The following is a 20832-nucleotide window of genomic DNA, read 5'->3' as shown; positions in this document are numbered from 1 at the left end:
GTTTTTCAACAGGTTCCTTCTGTGTAATGTTTTGTTCAGTTCGTAGTTTTTTAATATTTTTGTTAGTGTCTTTACAAGAGCAAGAAGTCAATAAACCATGATATTAAAAAGCAGCTATCGGTGCTTGGGAATTTATCAAAGAATTTTCTCAAGTTTTTTACATTTTGATTGTCAAAAACGTTGTTGGACTAACACCACCTGTAAGCGATGAGTTAGAAAGCAAGCGAGCTTATCAAACTGGAAAGCTTACGGGAAATGTTTTATCAGGAGTGTGGTCTATTGTAGAAATTTTAGGTGGTTGTGCTCTCGCAACAGGATCTAATATTGGAACCGTATTGTTAGAAGGAATAACTGTTGGGGCAGCATCACCAATTGCTCTTCCAGCTAATGCAGTTCTTATAGTGGCCGGAGCGGGTGTTGCTACACCTGGAACATTTGTCTGGCATAATAACGTTCAAAATAGTATTGATACTCTTCAAAGGTTCCAGTCTTCTTCTGGTGGTGGAGTTAAAGGAGTCAGTGGGGCTAAATCTGGACCAAATGGAACTTTTGAAAACGCTCCTTATCATGGAAAAACAAATCGGGGTAAGAAAAATAGAGCTCCTATAGATGGCCAAAATGCACTGGATAATTCTATTCCAATCTCTCCAGGTACAACGACTCGTAGAGTGAGTGTAAGTAATGGTGAAATAGTTATATTAGATGAAACTACTCCAGGAGTGTTTCATGGTCACGTAAGGTCTTGGGATGAGTTAAATCCAGCAATGCGTTCAGCATTGCAAAAAGCAGGGTTAGTGAATAAGAAAGGAAAGATAATAAATGGTAACTGATGATATAATCGTTTTTCCTATCAGTATAGATGAAAAAATAATGATGAAACTTCCATGTAAAGAAATTGATATTTATAGATATGATGAGATAGAAATTTTAATACAATCTAGTGTACTTGAACATAAACTATATGGTGATGATTTTATTATTGAAGCAATTTCAGCTTTAAATAATCTTTTAGAGAAAGTAATAGAGAATAAGTTGAATTTCCATGAGTCTTTAATAGGTAAGGAAATAGGATACTTGTGTAATGAATACTATCATGATGAAAATCAATGGTTAGTTTATGAAGATAATGTTTGGGTAGGATTAAAACATCATCTTTGGGGAACAAAGGAATATGATACTTGGCTTTATAATATGGATAATAAAATTTTTATAGAAGTTACACCAATATATAAATGGCATTTTGATGAACTGGAAGATGAAAATCAATTTATAACTTATGACCAGTTCTTACATGGATATAAGACATGTTATGTTGGAGAGATTACAAAAGAGACCGCATTAAACTGGTTAAAGAAATGTAAGAAGATTATTCAGATAATTAAAGACAATGACTAGTCTAAGAAGAAAATTATAATAGTAGTGTTAAATAGTTACAGTTCGAAAACATAGTCTTATTGAAAAGGGAGCCCCTCTTTAATAAACTAACAGAAGTGAAGTGTACCCCATAGGATGAATTTTCCTTGTGGGGTATGCTTATGGGAGTTTAAGAAGGTGGAAGATCGTTCAATTAGTAAACGACTTTAGTAATCGGATGAATGCTATAGGTGGTTTCCATTATGAATACATTTCAATATTTATAGGCGCTTGATATAAGGAATATCAGCGCTTTTTTAGTGTAGATTTGAAGGTTAATCACAGTCTTTAATTAATATACTATTTTTCACATCATATTTATCCACGTAGTTTTTGCTATGTTCCTTTTCGATATTTAACCAGTGATTTAATATTAACGATGCATATGTCAAGCCAAAGCATTTATCGGCAACTAGAGGTAATGGAGCAAAAATTTTAGAGGATTCTAAAGAGGATGCTGAACTAATATTGAAAGGTGCAATGAAAAATGGAACAGTCCAGTTAGTAGCAGATTAGACAAACTCAAAGGATTGGCAAATACACTTTTACATCCAATAGATAGTTTTGAAAGCGCTATGTATGTCCTTTCTCACCTAGACGAAGCATACGATGCTATAACACAATCTATTTCTAATTCATGGAATCGAGAGGTTGTAAATGGAGATTGGAATAGCAGAGCTAAATGGTTTGGAAATGTAGAGGCCCAAGTCGAGCTAGCAGCTGTTCAATTAGTGGCAGGAACAAAAGGTGCAGATAAAATTTCAACATTAGGTACAGTTTCAAAGTTGGGTGAAGTCTCAAAACTTAGAGAAAGTGTAAACATCATACAACGTGTAAAAAATGTAATGAATTCCGATAAGTATAGGCAATTCGTTGACAGGTTGAATAGTATTCTCATACCAAAAAATGAATTTGCTCTTGCAGGTGCAAATATTGTAGACTCTTTCTCAGATAGTAATGTCTTTAAACAAATTAAGGAAAAGCTATCAAACTATCAATTTTTTAAGGGTGAGGGTACTGGTGATGAAGGTAAACTTAAATCAACTTCTGAATTGGAGAATCATCTGAAAAATAGAGAATTTACTGATGCTAATGGAAAGCCATATCCAAATTGAAAAGGTATAGTTGGTTCACATAATGCTGATGAATTTTATAAATATGATGTAAAAATTGTTAGCAAGAAAAAGGTGTATGATGTGAACGGAAATGAAGTTAAAGGGGTTACTGAAGTAGAGTACAATATGCCTGAACTAGATATGGCTGGTAATCCAAAGGGTCCAGGAATTTATGGAACAAAAGTGCATAGGAAAACTATATATGATCCAAAACTTATGTCCGATAAGGAGTTTGTAGAAAAGGGTATGGAAGCTGCGAATGACGCGCTTTCAAAAGAATCCTCTGGTGTTATTCCTCGTGAATGGATTGGGATAGACTCTAACGGTGTAAAATGGAACGGGTATTTTGAAAATGGAAAGATAACTTCCTTTTTTCCAACTAACTAAAAAGCGAGGTCTACTTATGATTGAATTAATTAATGTTAATAATTTAATAATCCCTGAACATCTGCCAATAAAAAATTTATTGGAATCTTCTTTAATGTCTAATTGTTTTAAATGGGTGTTAGAAAATTTAAGTGATGGAAATGGGTGTGGATTGGATTATTCTGGAGGATTTACCTTTTGGAGTGATTTAGATGACTATGATAAAACTTTTTACGAAGAAGAGTTTACAGGGGTTGAAGTGGACTATAGGGATAGTCAAGTAGTGATTGATTATGAAACTATTTATAAGTATTTTCAAATTGCAGTCAGCAATTATTTAAAAACATATCCGAACGAAAAAGAGGAGTTTCATCAGCTTCTTTCCAAAATGAAAGAAGTATTTGGATTATAACTTTAAACTAATAGAATCCCACTTTGACAAATTAGTCATTGTGGGATTTTCTTTCAACAAGAATACGAAGATTATTAAGTTTTTTCATAGGTTCATCGGAGAAATATCTACAGGATGCGAAGAATTTTTTAGAAAGATCTCCAACATCAACAACTTAGACTTTTGTTTTTAATAAAGGAACATATTTTAGATATGACACTGCCACAAATGAGTTTGGGATTATTGACTAACATGGATGGATATCAACATATTTCAAACTAGCAGATGAAATTGATTACTGGTTAAAACAAATGGAATTATATGCTCTAAAGTAAAGAGGGGTGGTTAAAATGACAGCAAAAAAATGTCCATGTTGTGGGTGCTTTACGATTGAGGATGACTATGATATTTGTGAAGTTTGTTATTGGGAATATGATACAGTGGCACATGATATGCCAACTGTTGTAATTGGTCCAAATGGTGTTTCTTTAAACCAAGCACAAAAAAATTATAAAGATTTTGGTGCTTTAGAAAAGAAGTTTATTGATGAGGTTAGAGCTCCTGAAGCAGAAGAATTCCCAGAAAATAATCTTGAAAACAAATTATTAAGAAGTATTAGCGAAGTGGAGGAGAGTATAATGGGGATACCAAATGAAAGTAAAATAATTGCTAAATCAGCTTTAAAAGCGTTTGGAGGTAATCCTGCTGTTTCTAAATATTGGGATGATAATGATATAAGTAGTATAGATATTTTATCAACAGGGGATAGACCTTGTGAGGGTGTTACATCGTATTCTACTATTGGCTTGTATATGCATTCAATAGGACGATTTATAGATGAAAAGTCTTTGCGAGTAGAAATTGTTGGTGCGAGTGCAACAGCTTATAAAGGTTATGCAAATGTACTAGCAACATGTGCTTTTTGTGTAATCAATTCAAAAATGCCAATCTATCCAGGTCAAATATTTTTGGATGTGTTGAAGTTTTATTATCCTAACAGTGAAATGAAACATATGCTTTTTGTCCCACCATTTCTGTGGGAAGATCAGTTACAAACAATCGATTTCCTAGACAAAAAGGTCGCATGGTTGCTTTCTGTTCCAATATCAGAAAAAGAATATTTATTTGCTCAACAAAATGGTTCAGATAAGCTTGAAGACTTATTTGTGCAAAATGAGATAGACATTTTCAATATTGAACGAGGGTCTGTACTATTATAGATTAAGGAGTAGAGACATAATGGAGTACAAATTGATTACCTATAAAAATGAATTAGATATTTTAATGAAGGATTATTTTTTTGAGATATCAGATGTTAGAAATAAATTGCAAGAAGCATTACATTATTTTAGTAAAAAAGAAGGTTTCGGAAGTGGTGGAAAAGCAATTTTATTTGCAAATGATTTAGATGAATCTGATGAGGCATTTTTTGAATTGCAAAATAACAAGGTATTGTTTTCTGTTAACCAAGCTACTTCGAGTGCTAATGAGGATAGTGAGGCATATTTAAGTTTTCAAGAATTCTATGAATATTTGAAAGACCAAGTAGAAAAGGTAAGCACGGATAAACCTGAAGAGAAAGAAGAATTAGAAAGATTATTACTTCAAGTAAAACAAGGGTTATCTAATTAATTGTAAAATAGGTAAAGTCAATAGTGAGGAAGCAGATAATCAAAGTTATTAACCTATGTTTTGGGGGGAATTCGGCATACTGATGGTTAGTAATAAAGCAAAACAAGTATTAGAACCTCTAATTTCTGCAAGGTGTTATCGAATTTGCCCAAGGTGCTGGCAGTGCAGTTTTAGAAGACTATATTGGATTAAAATCGCCTGATAATGATGAATTAGAAAGCAAGTTAACCTATCAAGCTGGAAGTTTTGCTGGACATGTTTTAGCAGGAGTGGCATCCATCTTAGAAATTCAAGAAGCTCTTAGCTTCGTAGTAGGTTTTAATCTTTTAACTCTAGTAGTGGAAGTAGGGACCCTTGGGTTAGCAACACCAATTGCTATTCCATTGGATGTAGCTGTTACAGCGGTTGGAGCAGGTGTTGCTACACATGGTGGATTTGTTGGGCGTAATGCCATTCAGAATGGTAAGGATACTCTTCAAAGGTTCCAGTCTTCTTCGTCTTCTGGTGAGTCTGTTAGTGGCGGTAAGCGTACGGATAAGCTTGTTGTAGAGAATATGTCTAAATTCTTTGAATTGCCTTTTGGAAAATCAATGAAAAATAGTGTTCAAAAAGCCAATGGAAAATATAATGGTGCTTCTGTATGGAAAGTTACTGACAAACATTCAGGTAATCCTCATCTCAAAAAAGGAGATAGGTTCTACATTGATACAGAATCTTTTGATCATATAGAGGTCTTTGACAAGAGAGGTCGAGTAAAGGCTGTTTTAGATATGAAAGGTAATTATATTGAAGCTAAAACAAAAGCAGCTTTAAAACAAAAAAGAACAATTTCAATTTTTGATTAAGGTGGGAGAGCAGCATGGAAGACAATTTTAAAAAAACAATAGAAATATTAACTTATATTAATGAACTTATTAAACAAAGAGAGCACATTGAGATAGTTGGTAGAGAAGAATTAGATGATAAAATAAGTAATCTAGGTGAATATTCAGAGTTAGTAAATAATATGAGTCTAAACTTGGAAAAATTATCGAATTCACATATTTACTCTACTAATGATATTGAAAATTTACTCCATAAACTTCATCAAAATTTTTCGGACTATATTTGGCACATTGATGAAATTCATGATTTATTAAAAAATTGTATTGCAAATTTTCCAGATAAGAATTAGTTTTTGATAACGTATTCAAATAAAAACTATAAAGATGTTACTTTATCCTTGATTGGCTATATGCCTTTCAAGGTTTTTTATTGCCTTCCCAAATGATTTTCAATCCAAAGTAGCTTCAACAGATGTAATCGAACAAGAAATACGGGAACAAATTCGAGGGATTGACCAAACGAAAGCGGGTATGGAAGGAATTAGTAATGTCCTTCCAGCTATGCAAGTTATGATGGGTATTTTTGATACGATGAAACAAAAGTTACAAGAAAAACTAGAACATCTATATGAATTTAATTATACCTCTAGTAGTAACTATGATACAGCACTCCAACTAGCTGCGAGCATCGCGAAAGGTCTTGCGGAAGTTCAAAGCGGGAAAGGTTTTAGCCCCGTATCAGGAACATTTAGTACGCAAGGGTTGAATATGGAATGGGTAGCCCCTATTCAACAAATTGCAGAGGAAAAAGCACGTGAAGCTGAAATTGAAAGAGAAATTGACGAAATAATGGCTTTACAAGAACAAGAAGCCAATAGACCATGGTACCAAAAAACAGCTATTGGTGCTTGGGAATTCTTTGAAGGTATTTGTAATTCAGCTGCTGAAAACTTTATAGGGAAAGAATTACCTATGGGTGATGAATTAGAAAGCAAGCTAACCTTTCAAGTTGGAAAGCTTACGGGAAATGTTTTATCTGGGGCGTGGTCTATTGTAGAAATGTTTGCTGGTCTTACCCTCATAGGAGGCTCTAATTTTTTAACCCTAGCAGCAGGATTAGTGACTGCTGGGGGAGCAATACCAATTGCTGTCCTGGTTAATGGCGTTCTTACAGTAGCTGGAGTTGCTGCTGCTGGCCATGGTGGATTTGTATTGTATAATACAGTTCAAAATAGTATGGATACTATTCAAAGGTTCCAGTCTTCTGGTGGAGGTACGGGTACGGTTAATCGTATACCTTCTTATGGGAAAAATTCTGTACCTAAAGGTCCATACCGTGAAGTAAATGGTTACCCATTAAAAGTGAAAGCTGGAGCTCAAGAAAAACATATTCCTAATACACCTAACTACAAACAAGAGGTTGCAAATGGAAAAAACAAGAGCATCTTCTATGGTGATAATAAAACGGCACAAGAATTGCTTGATAAGTTTGCCGGGAAAGGTCAACTATTAAAAAACGGTAGAGAAAGAGTAGACTTTGGTAAACCAATTGGGAAATACTATGATAGCGATACTGGTCAATATCTTGAGACTACTAGAGGACTGATTCATTATGGAAAAGACGGTGCACATATAGTGCCTTCAGAACCATTAAAAAAGTAAAAAGAGGAGGATATACATGGGATATGATTCTTTAATAAAAGCATTAAAAGAGTATAAAGATAGTGACTTGATAATAGAGTGGGATAGTGGATTAAAGATTATTGGTGAACCAGACACACTCTTTGAAACAGACAATGGGTTGGATGACGATGATGTGAATTATACAGAATATTATGCAGTTGCATTTCAAGTAAATCATATTTTATCCCATCCTGCTACTAACGAAGGTAGTGTATATGATTGGTTAAGACAAGAGAGAAGTTCATTGGTTGAAATTTCTCTCTATGATGATCCACCAAGTGCAGTATTTTTAATCGACGGAAAGAAAGTATGGGAAAGGGAAATACATAAATAATAATCGCTATTTAAACTTTGACCTTGATTGGCTTTTAGCCTTTCAAGGTTTTTTATTGCCTTTATAATATTATGTTTATCGAGGGATTGAAGCAATTAGTAATACCATTCCCGGCATGCAAGCTATGATGGGTATTTTTGATATGATGAAACAAAAGCTGCAAGACAAGCTAAACCATCTGCGTGAATTCAATTCTACTTCTAGTAGTAACTATGATACAGCACTCCAACTAGCTGCGAGCATCGCGAAAGGTCTTGCGGAAGTTCAAAGCGGGAAAGGTTTTAGCCCCGTATCAGGAACATTTAGTACGCAAGGGTTGAATATGGAATGGATAGCGCCTATTCAAAGAATTGCAGAAGATAAAGCTCGTGAAGCTGTTATAGATGAACTCAAAGGATTGGCAAATTCACTTTTACACCCAATAGATAGTATTGAAAGTGCTATATATGCCCTTTCTCACCTAGACGAAACATACGATGCTATAAAACAAGCTATTTCTAATTCGTGGAATCAAGATGTTGTAAATGGAGATTGGAATAGCAGAGCTAAATGGTTTGGAAATGTAGAGGCCCAAGTCGAGCTAGCAGCTGTTCAATTAGTGGCAGGAACAAAAGGTGCAGATAAAATTTCAACATTAGGTACAGTTTCAAAGTTGGGTGAAGTCTCAAAACTTAGAGAAAGTGTAAACATCATACAACGTGTAAAAAACGTAATGAATTCCGATAAGTATAGGCAATTCGTTGACAGGTTGAATAATCTTCTAATGCCAAAAGACGAATTTGCTCTTGCAGGTGCAAATATTGTAGACTCTTTCTCAGATAGCAATGTCTTTAAACGAGTTAAGGAAAAGCTATCAAACTATCAATTTTTTAAAGGTAAGGGTACGGATAAAGTTAGTAGACAAAAGCAAGTTGAGGTTGCCAAAGATTTTGCAAGAGAGCAGTTAGATGAACATGTTAAGTTTCTTAAGAACGGTGGAATCAAAAAACCTATAGATGAAAATGGATTTGGTGGAGGGAAATATAAACCGGATGTAATAAGTGCCGCTGTAGACATAACAAGGGTAGATGGTAAAAAAACTAAAATAACATTTGGTTATAATGGAGCTAGAGAAGGACAATTCAATCCAAGTGTAATGGAACTGCATCCAGACTTAGGTAAGATAGCACAAGGAACAAGGAAGAAAGCCAAAAATGACCCCAAAAATCCTTATAAGGATGATGAGAGTTTCGAAATTTGGCATGTTGAAAATTGTGCTGAGATTCAAGCAGTCAACCAGCTATTATGGTCAGGTTCAAAAATAGATGATATATTAATAAGCACGATTAATGGTAATGGGAAATATAAAGCGCCATGTAAAAATTGTCAAGAGACATTTTTAGATTTCATTAATGATTTTCGTGAATAGAACTTTTGAATAAATAGGGAGGATACTTATGCAAAATTTATCAGATGAAACGAGAGATATATTGCTACAAGCGGGATGGAATCCAAATAATAAGGTTGAATTAACCGAAACAGTAAAATTTTTAGAGGCGATGGGATATCAAGTGTTTAACCCAGTGGTGGATGCATTAAGTCAATTTGGTGGGGTTGAATATAAATTTAAGCATCCGGATGGAAGTTTGGAAACCTTTCATTTTAGCCCAGAAGAAGTTGTTGGGGATTACTATGAAAAAGAAGACTTTGAGGAATTTGAGGTACGAGTAAAAGAGCCGCTCGTAGTAATTGGAGAAGCATATCGTGGAAATTTAGTAATGTTTATCTCAAAATCGGGTAAGGTCTTTGGGAAAAATGGTTATTCATTATTTAAGTTTGGAGATGACATATTTGAGGCACTAGATACTCTTTGCTTATTTAGAAAACCAGAAGAAATAAAATAATAAAATTCAGTCATTCTATGAATTGTTTTGGCAACAGGAAAGAGGCTAGTCAGTGTTGAATGAAATATATCATCTTTAATATTTTCCAGAATTAAGATGGGTGTACAGAATGTCTCGGAAATTTAGCGTAATAGCGTTACATGAAACAAGTTAATTATGTTGAACTGTTTTATGGAAGGATTTTTGCGTATCGATTATGATAATATAAATCTAGGTATATTATTTTAGGTAAATATTAATGATAATAAGAGCTATACTCTACGTACAAAGCTTACTTCCAAGTATGAAATTTTTAGGTTAAGTGCAGTATGATATGGAATTACTACGTGGCGATAAATACAAGGTATAATATGACAGAGTCATTTAAAACTTGTTTACGGTTAAAGATTCCTTGAATTCGAATTAATAACTCATGAAGGCTAGACCATCAAGGAGTGTTATTTTAACAATTAAGCAATAAGAGCGAGAATAGGCGAGATGACAATTTATTTACAAGGACCACTTATGGATGGCATAAGCAACAAACACACGAGATTAAACAAGCTAAAGGGTTTAAACGTTACACTTGCCATGTGGTAAAAAAGATGTCATACTGTCAATACTAAACTAACTTATAAAACTTGCAAATATTAATAAACTTAGAAAATTTATAAACTTAAAGCACTTGATTGTGAAGTGAACCCAAAAAGTTAGACACATATTTTAAGCAGCTAATGAGGAATGCGTTCTGTATTGTACAGGGCTCATTCCTTTTAGTTTTGTTTTGATTCGATCATGATTATAGTAGTGAATATATTTTTCTAATTCTAATTTAAAGTGTTCCATACTTTCGAACTCTTGTAAGTAGAGTAATTCAGACTTTAATAAGCCAAAGAAATTTTCGATGACTGCGTTATCTAAACAATTCCCTTTACGAGACATACTTTGTGTAATTCCTTTTTCTTTCAATACATGTTGGTATTCCTTCATTTGATAGTGCCATTCCTGATCCGAGTGGAGGATAGGAAATTCACCATCTTTTAATTGTTGAAAAGCCTTATCCAACATTTTTGAGACTAATGGGTAAACAGGACGTTTCTCTACGTTATACGCAATAATTTCACCATTATATAAATCAAGTATCGGAGATAAATACAACTTCTCACCATGTATGTGGAATTCTGTCACATCTGTAACCCACTTCTCATTTGGTTTCGTTGCTCCAAAATCACGTTTTAGAATGTTTGGTGCGATGTTGCCAACTTTCCCACGATATGAGCGATACTTCTTCATACGGACAAGAGATTTTAAATTCATTTCGTTCATTAAGCGACGAACTGTTTTGTGATTTAATATGATACCTTGATTGCGTAATGTCCACGTAATACGCCGATAGCCATATCGACCTTGGTGCTTATGAAAAATCTGTTGGATCATTTCTTTCACTTCGTGATATTTATCTGGGAGGTCCATTCGTTTCACCCAGTAATAATAGGTACTGCGCGGAATATCAGCGACTTTTACTAAGTCAATGACTTTAAATTCGTGCCTCAACTCATAAATTATTTGCGCTTTGTCTTGTTCTGTGACTTTTCCTTTTCTTGAATTAAGGCATGTAACTTTTTTAAATACGCATTCTCCATACGTAATCTCTCAATTTCAGCTTTTAATGCTTCTTCTGATCCTTCTACTTGTTGATTGTTCTCTGACTTCTTTTTCATAGGTGGACGCTCCTTCTCCTTTTGTTGAAGAGCGTCAATCCCTTGTGTTTCAAATAAATGTTTCCACTTCCACACAGTGCTAGAAGTAGGAATATTAAATACTGCGGTGGCTTCTGCGATGGACGCTCCCATCTCGTTTATAAATTTAAGTACGTCCATTTTAAACTCAACAGAGTAATTTGTATATGTCTTTTGAAGACCTGCCAATCCATGTCTTTTAAACTTAGCTACCCATTTTTTTAACATCGTCATATCTACACAATGCTTTTGAGCTATATCTTTAAAGGATTCTACGCCATTAAGATAAGCAGTAACAGCCGATAACTTGGTTTCTAAAGAGTATTTCGTCATAAAAAAAACTGCACCTCCAATTGTTAGACGGTGTCTAACAATTGGGGTGCAGTTCATTGTCTATAACAGGCGACAAGTGCTTTTTTTGCATGTTTAAATACGGATTACGATTATTTAATTAGTGTACTAAGTATTAAATTTTATACAAGGGGAAGAAAATGCGATGGAAATAGAGGTTTCAATAGATAAATTTGTTATAGATTATAAGGATGTACCGCATTCAGCATTTTTACGTGTTTATATGGTGGGAGTGCAGAAATATAAAGTGAAAATGAAGATATATGGTGGAACATATAGCTATGAATTGCACATACGGAAAAGTGATAATGTATACATTCATATGTATTTTAAAAACTTTAGAGAAACAGAAGGTCACTTACATACCCTAAGGATTGAGACAAGGCCAGAGCATTACTCACATTTCAGAGAAATAATAGAGATGATAGGGAAGCGGGCAAGCCGAGTAGAATTTGTGAGCTGTGATGTAGCGTATGATATACCAACGAAACTAGAAAATGTGGTCGTTATACCAATAGATGTGCGGAGGAAAATGAGTCATTGTGAAACGACACGTTATTTTGGTGAAGGTTATCAAAGAAAACAGAATGGATATTGTCGAATTTATGATAAGAGACTAGAGCTATTTAGAAATAAAGGTATTTATTTGGAAAACGATTTGAGTAGGATTGAAGTCGTCTATAAACCAGATGAAAAAATAGAGCTTAAAGATATAGAGAGACATTCGCCAAAACAGAATAAACAATACTTTGCGGCGATGATAATGGATTGGCAAGCGTTGGAGAAGAAAGAAGTAGAACGAGTCATTAATTTACGAGATGGAAAAGACATGTACACGCAGTATATACGTAGAGCAATAAAAAAGCCCCTTGCGAACCAGTATCGAGTGGATTTCGACGAGTTAGCAGGAGCAGTATGGAAACAACTGATAGATGAGCCATGTTCGATGGTACTTGGGGTTGCTTAGTCAATTGGCTCTAATACAAGGAGGTCTTGAATAGAAACTTGTAATGTATCGCATAAGATAGAGAGAATACGTGTATGCAGACATTGTACAGGGCGAGTACATAGGTCATTTACCGTATTCGGACGTAAAGCGGCTTGTCTGGCAAGTTGCCGACGGCTCATTTGTTTTTCAATTAAAATTTCATTGAGACGTAAACGAATAGTAGAAGACATAATAAAAACACCTCTTTTTAGATTGTAACGGTTATGTATAGTGTACGACCATACTAGAGAAAAAACGACTGTAAAATAAAGGGTTGTGCAAAATTTGGGTAAGGTCGTACAGTATGTTGTAACGGATAGACGTTACACACAAGTTATCCGCAAAAAACGGGTAAGCGTTACAGGGACTTTAATTGCTGTAACGGGAGGGGCATTATGAAAGAAAAAGTAGTTGGTTATGTACGAGTTTCAACAGAAGGGCAAGTACGTGAAGGATATAGTTTAGCATATCAAGTAGAAGAAATTGAAAGGTATTGTGACGAAAATAAGCTACAACTGCTACACATATACGAAGATAGAGGACTCAGTGGAGTGACAGTTGATGAAGATGGATTAACTATTGAGCGAGAAGGCTTGCAAGAGCTATTGGCAGATATAGAATATCACCAAGTGAGCCAAGTAATTGTATTAAATACGTCTCGTTTGTGGCGCTCTGATATGGCAAAAGTATTGATACAAAGAGAGTTGAAAAAATATAACGCAGATGTTAAAGCGATTGAGCAGCCAAATTACAGCATATACACACATGAACCAAATGATTTTTTAGTGAATGGGATGTTGGAGCTATTAGACCAATATCAACGATTAGAGATTGCATTGAAACTAAGTAGGGGCAGAAAGAAAAAAGCTGAACAAGGTGGCTATGCAGGTGGCGGTGTCATGTTTGGTTATACAGTACAGAAAGGGCGAAAAGTATTAGAAGTGGATACAGAGAAAGCGATCGTTGTACGGAGGCTATTTGAATTAAGACATTTTTTTAAACATTGGTCACTATCTAAATTGGCAGAACAGCTTAACATGGAAGGCTATCAAACAGAGAAAGGAAAACGATTTACAAAAGTACAAGTGAAGCGCATTTTAGACCGTGAGAGCTTTTATCGGGGGATTTATACATATGGACAAATACAAGCAAATGGCAAACATGAGGCTATAATTTAAAAAGTTACTTAAAAAAGGGGCTCATTTACTTATATAACCTCATATAAGGGTGAAAATGGATAGGCTTTCGTACCAATGCGCACCGGAAGGTGAACGCTCGAACTAAGGTTGCCGGCATTTTCATTCCATTGAATAGGAGGATAAGTTAATGCACGAACGACAGAAACATTTTTATGTGGGAGTAGACTTACATAAGCAACACCATGTGGCGGTTATTATTAATTGTTGGCAAGAAAAACTAGATGAAATAAAGTTTGAAAATAAACCGTCTGCTTTTTCAACGTTTTTACGGGATATTTATAAACATATGGACGATGGTTTGACACCCATTTTTGGTTTAGAAGATGTTGGGGGTTATGGGAGAGCGTTAGCTAAATATTTAGCAGACCATGAACAAATTGTAAAAGAAGTGAACCCAGCTCTTTCATATGCCGAACGCAAAAGTCACATGACCACACAAAAAAGTGATAGCTGGGATGCAGAATGTGTAGCCAGAATTTTGGTGAACAAACTAGAGCAGTTACCAGACGCTAAACCACATGATTTATATTGGTCGATACAACAGCTGGTCACTAGAAGAAATGCATTAGTAAAGGCACAAGGTGCTTTAAAGAACCAACTGCATATTCAATTAAGTCACCACTATCCAAGCTATAAAAAGTTTTTTTCAGAAGTAGATGGAAAAACAGCATTGGCATTTTGGGAACGATACCCGTCTCCACCGTGTTTAGAGGGGTTAAGTGTAAAGCAATTGACCATATTTTTATTAGAAGCCAGTAGCAATACATGTTCGGTGAAAAAAGCGAGTGAGATTTTAAAGTTGGTGAAAGAGGGTGGAAACATAATAAGAGAACACCAAGAAACACGAGACTTTCTAGTAAAGAGCATCGTCCGAGACATTTCATTTAAGAAACAGGAAATGCGCTATGTGGAGCGAGAATTAAAAGGGTTAATGAGTTTACTAGACTTTCAACTAGAAACGATGCCTGGCATAGATCTCGTTACAGCTTCGGCTTTAATTGCAGAAATAGGTGATGTACGCCGTTTTCCAAATGCCAACAAATTAGCACGATTTGCGGGGATTGCGCCTGTTTACTTTGGCTCTGGTGGGAAAGGAAGGGAACAAAAAAGCAAGTAAGCTGCCAAGGAATCCAGTATTCCATGCATACTATCAACGGAAGCTAAAAGAAGGCAAAACAAAGGGACAAGCATTAGTTTGTATCATGAGACGGCTTGTAAACATTATATATGGGATGATGAAGCACAAAACAGCCTATAAATTGCCGATAATGAAAGAGGAAGAAGTAGTTTAAAAAGGTTTAAGATAGATTGTTTTTTTATTAGCGGATTTTAAGATTACAACATAGGGTACGGTTAATCGTATACCTTCTTATGGAAAAAATTCTGTACCTAAAGGTCCATACCGTGAAGTAAATGGTTACCCATTAAAAGTGAAAGCTGGAGCTCAAGAAAAACATATTCCTAGTACACCTAACTACAAACAAGAGGTTGCAAATGGAAAAAACAAGAGTATCTTCTATGGTGATAATAAAAAAGCACAAGAATTGCTTGATAAGTTTGCTGGGAAAGGTCAACTACTACCAAATGGTAAAAAAGAAAGAGCAGATTTTGGTAAACCAATTGGGAAACACTATAATCGCGATACTGATGAATACCTGAGACTACTAGAGGAATAATTCATTACGGGAAAGACGGTGCACATATAGTGCCTTCAGAACCATTAAAAAAGTAAAAAGTGGAGGATATACATGGGATATGATTCTTTAATAAGTGCACTAATTAAAGTACCTAAAGAAAGAGAAATGATACTAGAATGGGAAAGTGGATTGAGGATTATTGGCGAACTAGATACAGTTTTTGAAACAGACAATGGATTAGATGAGGATGATATAAATTATAGAGAGTATGACGCAGCTGTATTTAGAGTAAGTAATATTTTATCCCATCCTACTAGTAAAGAAAGCAGTATATATACTTGGTTAATACAAGAGAAAGGTTCATTGGTTGAAATTTCTTTCTATGATGATCCACCAAGTGCAATATTCTTAGCGGATGGAAAGAAAGTATGGGAAAAGGAAATACATAAATAATAGTCGCTATTTAAACTTTGACCTTGATTGGCCATATGCCTTTCAAGGTTTTTTATAGTTATAAAAAGTTTTATAGTAAATTGATAAAGGTAAGAGTACTTCAGAAAAGTATGTTAAAAAACATGATTATGATTCATCAGAGAAATATCTACAGGATGCAAAGAATTTTTTTTGAAAATCTCCAACATCAACAACTCAGATTTTTGTTTCTAATGAAGGAATATATTTTAGATATGACATTGCCATAAATGGGTTTAGAATTATTAACTAACACGGAGGGATATCAACATATTTCAAACCAGAAGATGGAATTGATTACTGGTTAAAACAAATTGAATTATATGCTCCAAAGTAAAGAGAGGTGGTTAAAATGACAGCAAAAAAATGTCCATGTTGTGGGTACTTTACGATTGAGGATGACTATGATATTTGCGCAGTTTGTTATTGGGAATATGATACAGTGGCACATAATATGCCAAATGTTGTAATTGGCCCGAATGGTGTTTCTTTAAAGCAAGCACAAAAAAATTATAAAGACTTTGGTGCTTCAGAAAAGAAGTTTATTGATGAGGTTAGAGCTCCTGAAGTAGAAGAATTCCCAGAAAATAATCTTGAAAACAAATGATATAATAAAAGGAGCTAGAGAATTTGTTTAGTTAAATAATTACAGTTAGAAAACGTAATCTCATTGAAAAGAGAGTGGAGGTTCGTTCAATTAGGTGACAAACACACTTGATAAATTTAGAAGGCTTATTCCAACTTGAACGATGAGGAGGAATGAGCTTTTTTTATGGCTAAAAACAAAGGAGGAAAAGATCCTTTATGTAAAACTATATATGATTCTAAAATTATCTTTAATAATGAAATTGTAAAAGAAAACTTTTGGCCAGTGTTAGAATTTAGAGAAATAAAATAGTGAGAGAGTGTGGATACTAAAATGTCTGATAGCTTATATGATGAATTAAAATTATTAAAACAAAGTTTTATCAATAAAAATTTAGAAAAAGAATTTGTAATTGCTGTGCTAGGAAGGTTAGTTCTGCAATTTGATTTTATAGATATACTTGAGAGATTTCTCAAAGAAGATGTTATCAGAAGAGACACAATTGGTATCGTATATTCTGATGAGTTTGAACCGTACGATGAGGAGTATTTTGGAGAAAATAAAGTTTTATTCTACTACGGTGTAGACGAAGATTGGGAAGATATTGTAACCCATAAGGAACTATGTGAATATCTGCAAACTGCTTGTGAGTTTTACATTGAAAGATACCCAGATCATACTGAGGAGGTTGAAAAGTTCTTAGTAAAAATAAAAGAAAAATATAATATAAAAGATTAATAATTTTCTTCCTTGATTGGTAAGATGCCTTTTAAGGTTTTTTATTGCCTTTCTAAACGATTTTCAATCACGAGTAGCTACAACAGATTTCATCGAATAAGAAATATTAGAACAAATGCGAGGGATTGACCAAACGAAAGCTTCAAGATAAGTTAGAGCATCTGTATGCATTCGATCAAACTTCTAGTAGTAACTATGATACAGCACTCCAACTAGCTGTGAGTATCGCACAAGGTCTTGTGGAAGTTCAAAGTGGGAAAGGTTTCAGTTTCGCATCAGGAACATTTAGCACATAAGAATTGAATATGGATTGGACGGCGCCTATTCAAAAAATTACAGAAGATATTAGAAGTAATTTAAAATTTATGGATCAATTTACAAATAGAAGAATTGGTGGACTTTTAGGGGGAGAATTGAAAGATGTTTCTTATTGTTCGAGAGTAAAAATAAAAATTGAGAGGGAATAAAAAATGAGTAAATTAATACTTGAAAAAATAGAATTAGTTAAAAATATTTTAGGTGATGATCCATTTAGTTTGGTTATTGGTGAAATTGTCGAAGAAGAAACACCAATAAAAGAAAAATTAGAAGATAATATTTTAAAGGATTATTATTTTATGACAAGAAAATATAAAATATTGAATGGTGGAGTCATTACAATATACGGCCAACAAAGGCTTGAAAGTATTCAGTTTTATGTGGAAGACATGCCGGGCGGTGCTGATAAATGGATTTGTATAGTAACAATAGAAAATTATCCATTATTTATTAATAAAATTAATGGGGATGTATGTTGTTTGTTTGGAGACTTAATTGACCAAAATTTTGTTATTGAATCATATGGTGATTTTAATAGTTTTTTACAAAATTATTATTTGGGAAAAAACTATTGCGAATTAGGTAATAAGTTTGTTCAATCTGAAGGTATTAGTGATACAGTAGGTAGTAAAGATGATGATTGGTATCAATTACTAGAAGATAATAATTTATTATAATACATTAAGTTGATAAGTTATTAATAGGTGTTAAATTTATAGTGGTATTGTCAATATTTTTGTGTAAATAACTTTACTCAAAGGATTCATCTTGTTTATTGGAAGGGCTAGCTCTGCCAATAAACAAAATTTCACACTGATGTATGCTTAAGATTTAAGTTTTTCAAACATCATTTCTAATGCTGCAACCCTAATCTTAGAATGCGGAATTGCTGGATTAGCAACACCCGCTCCAGCTTACAGCAGCCGAAGTGGGTGTTGCTATACATGGTACGTTTGTCTGGTATAATACAGTTCAAAATAGTATTGATACTTTTCAAAGGTTCCAGTCTTCTGTTGGAAGCAAGGGTACGAGTAAATCTACAAAAAATGCGACAACTTTATGGGAAATTAAAACAACAGCAGATAAAAAAGTAAAATATAAATTCAATGGTGACACGGTTACAGCGTATCGCGATCCTAAAACATGTTTATGGTGGGGGAAAGATATAAATGGTCATGGCGATTCGGTTTTTAAAGTCTTTAAAAAGGAAAAGAACTTCACTAGATAGCTTATTCTGATCAATATGGGAATTTTATTCTTGATAAACATAAAAGTTCAGCAGGGACTGTGATAAAAATAAGTAAAGGGGCTGACAAATGTCTTTATCCAAAACAGAAGCAGAAAAACTATTTAAGTTAGGATTTAAGAGACCTAAATACGCCAATGAAGTATATCCTCAGGATGTATATGAGTACCAAAATTCCACTTGGTCAGTAGGAGGAAGAATTGTACCATCTAGTAAGTTGCTATGTGATGAAGAGGTATATAGACAAGGAACATGGATTCCTTCCATGACAGATTTGATAACTTGGTTAGAGGAAAATAATTGTACATTCACTTTATCTTATGATGGGTTAAGTTATAAGGTTGAAGTATCTTACATTAATGAACGAAACTATAAAGGAAAAGGCATGTCAGCTGAAATGGGTTTATTCAAGGTTATTACTCAAATACTCCACGAATTTGGAGGAGCACCAGTACAAAAAAGTTATAAAGTAATTGATGCGGAGTTTATTGGAAAAGAAGACCTCTAAGAGTTTCTAGGCTATGTTGTAACTCATTTGGACAAAAAATTACTTGCTATATGGAATGTCTTATCAGATTCCCTTTGGTATAGAGTAATAATAAATGGAGTTGAGATTGATGTTATCAAAATTGGTGATGATGTAACTAGCGATTACTAAACAGGAAGTGTGAATGCATCTCATCCATCAGGATTTTAAGATTTAAATGGAAAGGTGATAAAAATGTATAGAGAATTAGATAATCTTTTATCTGGGGATACAACTGAGGACGCATGGTACGATGATGGTTGTATAATTGCAAGCGAGATATTATTAGAGTTTAGTCAAAAAGATTGGGAGGAATTGGCAGGTGAGACACTTACTAAACCGATAGAATGGCAGAAAAAACTGGCATACTGTATGGATAGTAACTGTAATGTATATGAATTCGGAATATTACTATCATTGCTTAGCATTGAAGCTGAAGAACTATTTGTGATATGTATAGATACCCTAAGAAGCTTTACGACTCTAGAAAATAAGCAAATGCTATTGAACGATCCATCCATACTGCATCGAATAAATGAAATACTTCCAAAAGCAAGCATACCGGTAAAGAAAATACTTGAAGATTTCCTCGTGAAGATTGACTCTTAAAGAATCTAATTGTTTACAATCAACAAATTCAAACACTAAAATCCTTAGCAAATAATTGATAACCTTTTTAAAGCTTATTCCCACACGAATCATATATAGGAATAAGCTTTACGCATTGAGCCAGTTTCATATGAGAGTGGTTGCGGTGACATTTACATACAACTTACCACATCAAGTTTTAATGTTTTCACTCTATTTATGAAAGCAGGGACTTTTGGGGGAGCATCGCCAATTGCTATTCTATTGGAAAAATGGAGGAAGTTCGACATCTAAACAAGTTACTTATGATTTTACTAAATCAAAGGTTGTTTTAGTAAAGGACTCATCTATGCCCTAAACGGATATAAAATTGTAACAGGATATCCAACAAGTAATTAATTTGAAAACTCTTTGGAAGAGGTGGGTGAAATGATGATGAAGTTTCCGAAGTTTTATTATTTCTTAGATAGCTATTTTAATATAATTTGGGACTTTAGTGATTTAGAAATGCTTACACTTGATTACAAAGCAAGAGAAACTTTAGAATATAAGCAAGGGTTAATAAAAGATTTGTATGATATAAAAAACTTAAATGATTGGGTATTTATAGCACAATATGTTTATGAGCATGGCAACCGAGTTTTAAATCATCAAAAATTAATTGCGATGATTGATTTAATGTTAGAACTTTTGGATAGTGGTGATCGAGGGAAGGTTTCATTATAGAAGCTATTTTTAAAAATAAGAACGAGTCTATAAAATCACATGTTAACAGGATTTGGTTAATAAAAACCAAATTCCCCATATCTCACCAACGTAATGATA

Annotated in this window: 24 protein-coding genes and 6 pseudogenes; 28 read left to right on the top strand and 2 right to left on the bottom strand. The window is 34.0% G+C overall.

Annotated features, from left to right (window positions below; translation table 11 throughout):
• The first annotated feature begins 164 nt into the window (after positions 1 to 164).
• The 14 genes and pseudogenes from WAZ07_RS21935 (at position 165) to WAZ07_RS21870 (ending at position 9641) form a co-directional block, all read left to right on the top strand.
• Positions 165 to 830, top strand: a complete 666-nt coding sequence (locus WAZ07_RS21935) for a hypothetical protein (protein ID WP_336474139.1) — start codon at positions 165 to 167, stop codon at positions 828 to 830.
• Positions 820 to 1395: a hypothetical protein gene (locus tag WAZ07_RS21930; protein ID WP_336474138.1), complete on the top strand. Its 576-nt coding sequence runs from the start codon at positions 820 to 822 to the stop codon at positions 1393 to 1395. Before WAZ07_RS21935 ends, WAZ07_RS21930 begins: the two co-directional genes overlap by 11 nt.
• Before the next feature lie 530 nt (positions 1396 to 1925).
• Positions 1926 to 2402, top strand: a pseudogene (locus tag WAZ07_RS21925) (zincin-like metallopeptidase toxin domain-containing protein); the annotation flags it as partial.
• A gap of 132 nt (positions 2403 to 2534) precedes the next feature.
• Entirely contained in the window at positions 2535 to 2915 is a 381-nt protein-coding gene (locus WAZ07_RS21920; RefSeq protein ID WP_336474181.1) for a CdiA family toxin C-terminal domain-containing protein, read from the top strand.
• Between the two features lie 16 nt (positions 2916 to 2931).
• Positions 2932 to 3306, top strand: a complete 375-nt coding sequence (cdiI, locus tag WAZ07_RS21915; protein WP_336474137.1) for a ribonuclease toxin immunity protein CdiI — start codon at positions 2932 to 2934, stop codon at positions 3304 to 3306.
• 329 nt (positions 3307 to 3635) lie between these two features.
• Positions 3636 to 3848: pseudogene (locus WAZ07_RS21910) on the top strand (CPCC family cysteine-rich protein); the annotation flags it as partial.
• Positions 3849 to 3923: 75 nt separating this feature from the next.
• Positions 3924 to 4505, top strand: coding sequence for a suppressor of fused domain protein (locus WAZ07_RS21905; protein ID WP_336474180.1), 582 nt, complete (start codon positions 3924 to 3926; stop codon positions 4503 to 4505).
• Positions 4506 to 4524: 19 nt separating this feature from the next.
• Complete coding sequence (cdiI, locus tag WAZ07_RS21900; protein ID WP_336474136.1) at positions 4525 to 4917, top strand: ribonuclease toxin immunity protein CdiI; 393 nt, start codon at positions 4525 to 4527, stop codon at positions 4915 to 4917.
• Positions 4918 to 5186: 269 nt separating this feature from the next.
• A complete protein-coding gene (locus WAZ07_RS21895; RefSeq protein WP_336474135.1) occupies positions 5187 to 5762 on the top strand; it encodes a hypothetical protein in 576 nt (191 codons plus the stop codon).
• A 14-nt stretch (positions 5763 to 5776) separates the two neighbouring features.
• A complete protein-coding gene (locus tag WAZ07_RS21890; protein ID WP_336474134.1) occupies positions 5777 to 6091 on the top strand; it encodes a hypothetical protein in 315 nt (104 codons plus the stop codon).
• A 52-nt stretch (positions 6092 to 6143) separates the two neighbouring features.
• On the top strand, positions 6144 to 7403 hold the full coding sequence (locus tag WAZ07_RS21885; RefSeq protein ID WP_336474133.1) for a polymorphic toxin type 50 domain-containing protein: 1260 nt from the start codon (positions 6144 to 6146) through the stop codon (positions 7401 to 7403).
• Between the two features lie 16 nt (positions 7404 to 7419).
• The gene (locus tag WAZ07_RS21880; RefSeq protein WP_336474132.1) at positions 7420 to 7758 is read left to right on the top strand and encodes a hypothetical protein; all 339 of its coding nucleotides are present in this window, start codon (positions 7420 to 7422) and stop codon (positions 7756 to 7758) included.
• An 85-nt stretch (positions 7759 to 7843) separates the two neighbouring features.
• Positions 7844 to 8614: pseudogene (locus WAZ07_RS26330) on the top strand (zincin-like metallopeptidase toxin domain-containing protein); the annotation flags it as partial.
• A gap of 580 nt (positions 8615 to 9194) precedes the next feature.
• Positions 9195 to 9641: an SUKH-3 domain-containing protein gene (locus tag WAZ07_RS21870; protein WP_090919084.1), complete on the top strand. Its 447-nt coding sequence runs from the start codon at positions 9195 to 9197 to the stop codon at positions 9639 to 9641.
• Between the two features lie 702 nt (positions 9642 to 10343).
• Here the strand turns inward: WAZ07_RS21870 and WAZ07_RS21865 are convergent.
• A protein-coding gene (locus WAZ07_RS21865) for an IS3 family transposase (RefSeq protein WP_336474131.1) occupies positions 10344 to 11692 on the bottom strand; the annotation gives its coding sequence in 2 pieces (ribosomal slippage) (positions 10344 to 11236 and positions 11236 to 11692; 1350 coding nt in all).
• A gap of 163 nt (positions 11693 to 11855) precedes the next feature.
• On the opposite strand from WAZ07_RS21865, the gene WAZ07_RS21860 reads away from it, so the two are divergent.
• A complete protein-coding gene (locus WAZ07_RS21860) occupies positions 11856 to 12677 on the top strand; it encodes a replication initiation protein (protein ID WP_336474130.1) in 822 nt (273 codons plus the stop codon).
• Here the strand turns inward: WAZ07_RS21860 and WAZ07_RS21855 are convergent.
• Positions 12674 to 12889 (bottom strand): helix-turn-helix domain-containing protein, encoded by a 216-nt coding sequence (locus WAZ07_RS21855; RefSeq protein WP_049664058.1) that lies wholly within the window; start codon positions 12887 to 12889, stop codon positions 12674 to 12676. The two genes, WAZ07_RS21860 and WAZ07_RS21855, sit on opposite strands and share 4 nt — an antisense overlap.
• Positions 12890 to 13093: 204 nt before the next feature.
• On the opposite strand from WAZ07_RS21855, the gene WAZ07_RS21850 reads away from it, so the two are divergent.
• The 13 genes and pseudogenes from WAZ07_RS21850 (at position 13094) to WAZ07_RS21790 (ending at position 20733) form a co-directional block, all read left to right on the top strand.
• Positions 13094 to 13876 carry a recombinase family protein gene (locus WAZ07_RS21850; protein WP_336474129.1) on the top strand — a complete coding sequence of 261 codons (783 nt, stop codon included), beginning with the start codon at positions 13094 to 13096 and terminating at the stop codon, positions 13874 to 13876.
• Positions 13877 to 14024: 148 nt separating this feature from the next.
• Positions 14025 to 15189, top strand: a pseudogene (locus WAZ07_RS21845) (IS110 family RNA-guided transposase).
• A gap of 57 nt (positions 15190 to 15246) precedes the next feature.
• Positions 15247 to 15629, top strand: a pseudogene (locus WAZ07_RS21840) (polymorphic toxin type 50 domain-containing protein); the annotation flags it as partial.
• Positions 15630 to 15645: 16 nt separating this feature from the next.
• A complete protein-coding gene (locus tag WAZ07_RS21835) occupies positions 15646 to 15987 on the top strand; it encodes a hypothetical protein (protein ID WP_336474128.1) in 342 nt (113 codons plus the stop codon).
• A gap of 370 nt (positions 15988 to 16357) precedes the next feature.
• Positions 16358 to 16612, top strand: coding sequence for a CPCC family cysteine-rich protein (locus WAZ07_RS21830; RefSeq protein ID WP_336474127.1), 255 nt, complete (start codon positions 16358 to 16360; stop codon positions 16610 to 16612).
• A 165-nt stretch (positions 16613 to 16777) separates the two neighbouring features.
• Positions 16778 to 16903 carry a hypothetical protein gene (locus WAZ07_RS21825; RefSeq protein ID WP_336474126.1) on the top strand — a complete coding sequence of 42 codons (126 nt, stop codon included), beginning with the start codon at positions 16778 to 16780 and terminating at the stop codon, positions 16901 to 16903.
• A 21-nt stretch (positions 16904 to 16924) separates the two neighbouring features.
• Complete coding sequence (gene cdiI, locus WAZ07_RS21820) at positions 16925 to 17329, top strand: ribonuclease toxin immunity protein CdiI (protein ID WP_336474125.1); 405 nt, start codon at positions 16925 to 16927, stop codon at positions 17327 to 17329.
• Between the two features lie 16 nt (positions 17330 to 17345).
• Positions 17346 to 17622 (top strand): annotated as a pseudogene (locus tag WAZ07_RS21815) (cytoplasmic protein); the annotation flags it as partial.
• Positions 17623 to 17799: 177 nt separating this feature from the next.
• A complete protein-coding gene (locus WAZ07_RS21810) occupies positions 17800 to 18324 on the top strand; it encodes a hypothetical protein (protein WP_336474124.1) in 525 nt (174 codons plus the stop codon).
• A 251-nt stretch (positions 18325 to 18575) separates the two neighbouring features.
• Positions 18576 to 18875, top strand: a complete 300-nt coding sequence (locus WAZ07_RS21805; RefSeq protein ID WP_336474123.1) for a hypothetical protein — start codon at positions 18576 to 18578, stop codon at positions 18873 to 18875.
• A gap of 88 nt (positions 18876 to 18963) precedes the next feature.
• Positions 18964 to 19401: a hypothetical protein gene (locus WAZ07_RS21800; RefSeq protein WP_336474122.1), complete on the top strand. Its 438-nt coding sequence runs from the start codon at positions 18964 to 18966 to the stop codon at positions 19399 to 19401.
• 213 nt (positions 19402 to 19614) lie between these two features.
• Positions 19615 to 20028 (top strand): hypothetical protein, encoded by a 414-nt coding sequence (locus tag WAZ07_RS21795; RefSeq protein ID WP_336474121.1) that lies wholly within the window; start codon positions 19615 to 19617, stop codon positions 20026 to 20028.
• Positions 20029 to 20436: 408 nt separating this feature from the next.
• Positions 20437 to 20733: a hypothetical protein gene (locus tag WAZ07_RS21790; protein ID WP_336474120.1), complete on the top strand. Its 297-nt coding sequence runs from the start codon at positions 20437 to 20439 to the stop codon at positions 20731 to 20733.
• Positions 20734 to 20832: the final 99 nt, after the last annotated feature.

Source organism: Bacillus bruguierae (assembly GCF_037104725.1).
GTDB classification, from domain to species: Bacteria; Bacillota; Bacilli; order Bacillales; family Bacillaceae_G; genus Bacillus_A; species Bacillus_A bruguierae.
The sequence above is the reverse complement of the archived record's forward strand: the minus strand, read 5'-3'. Positions and strand labels throughout refer to the sequence as shown.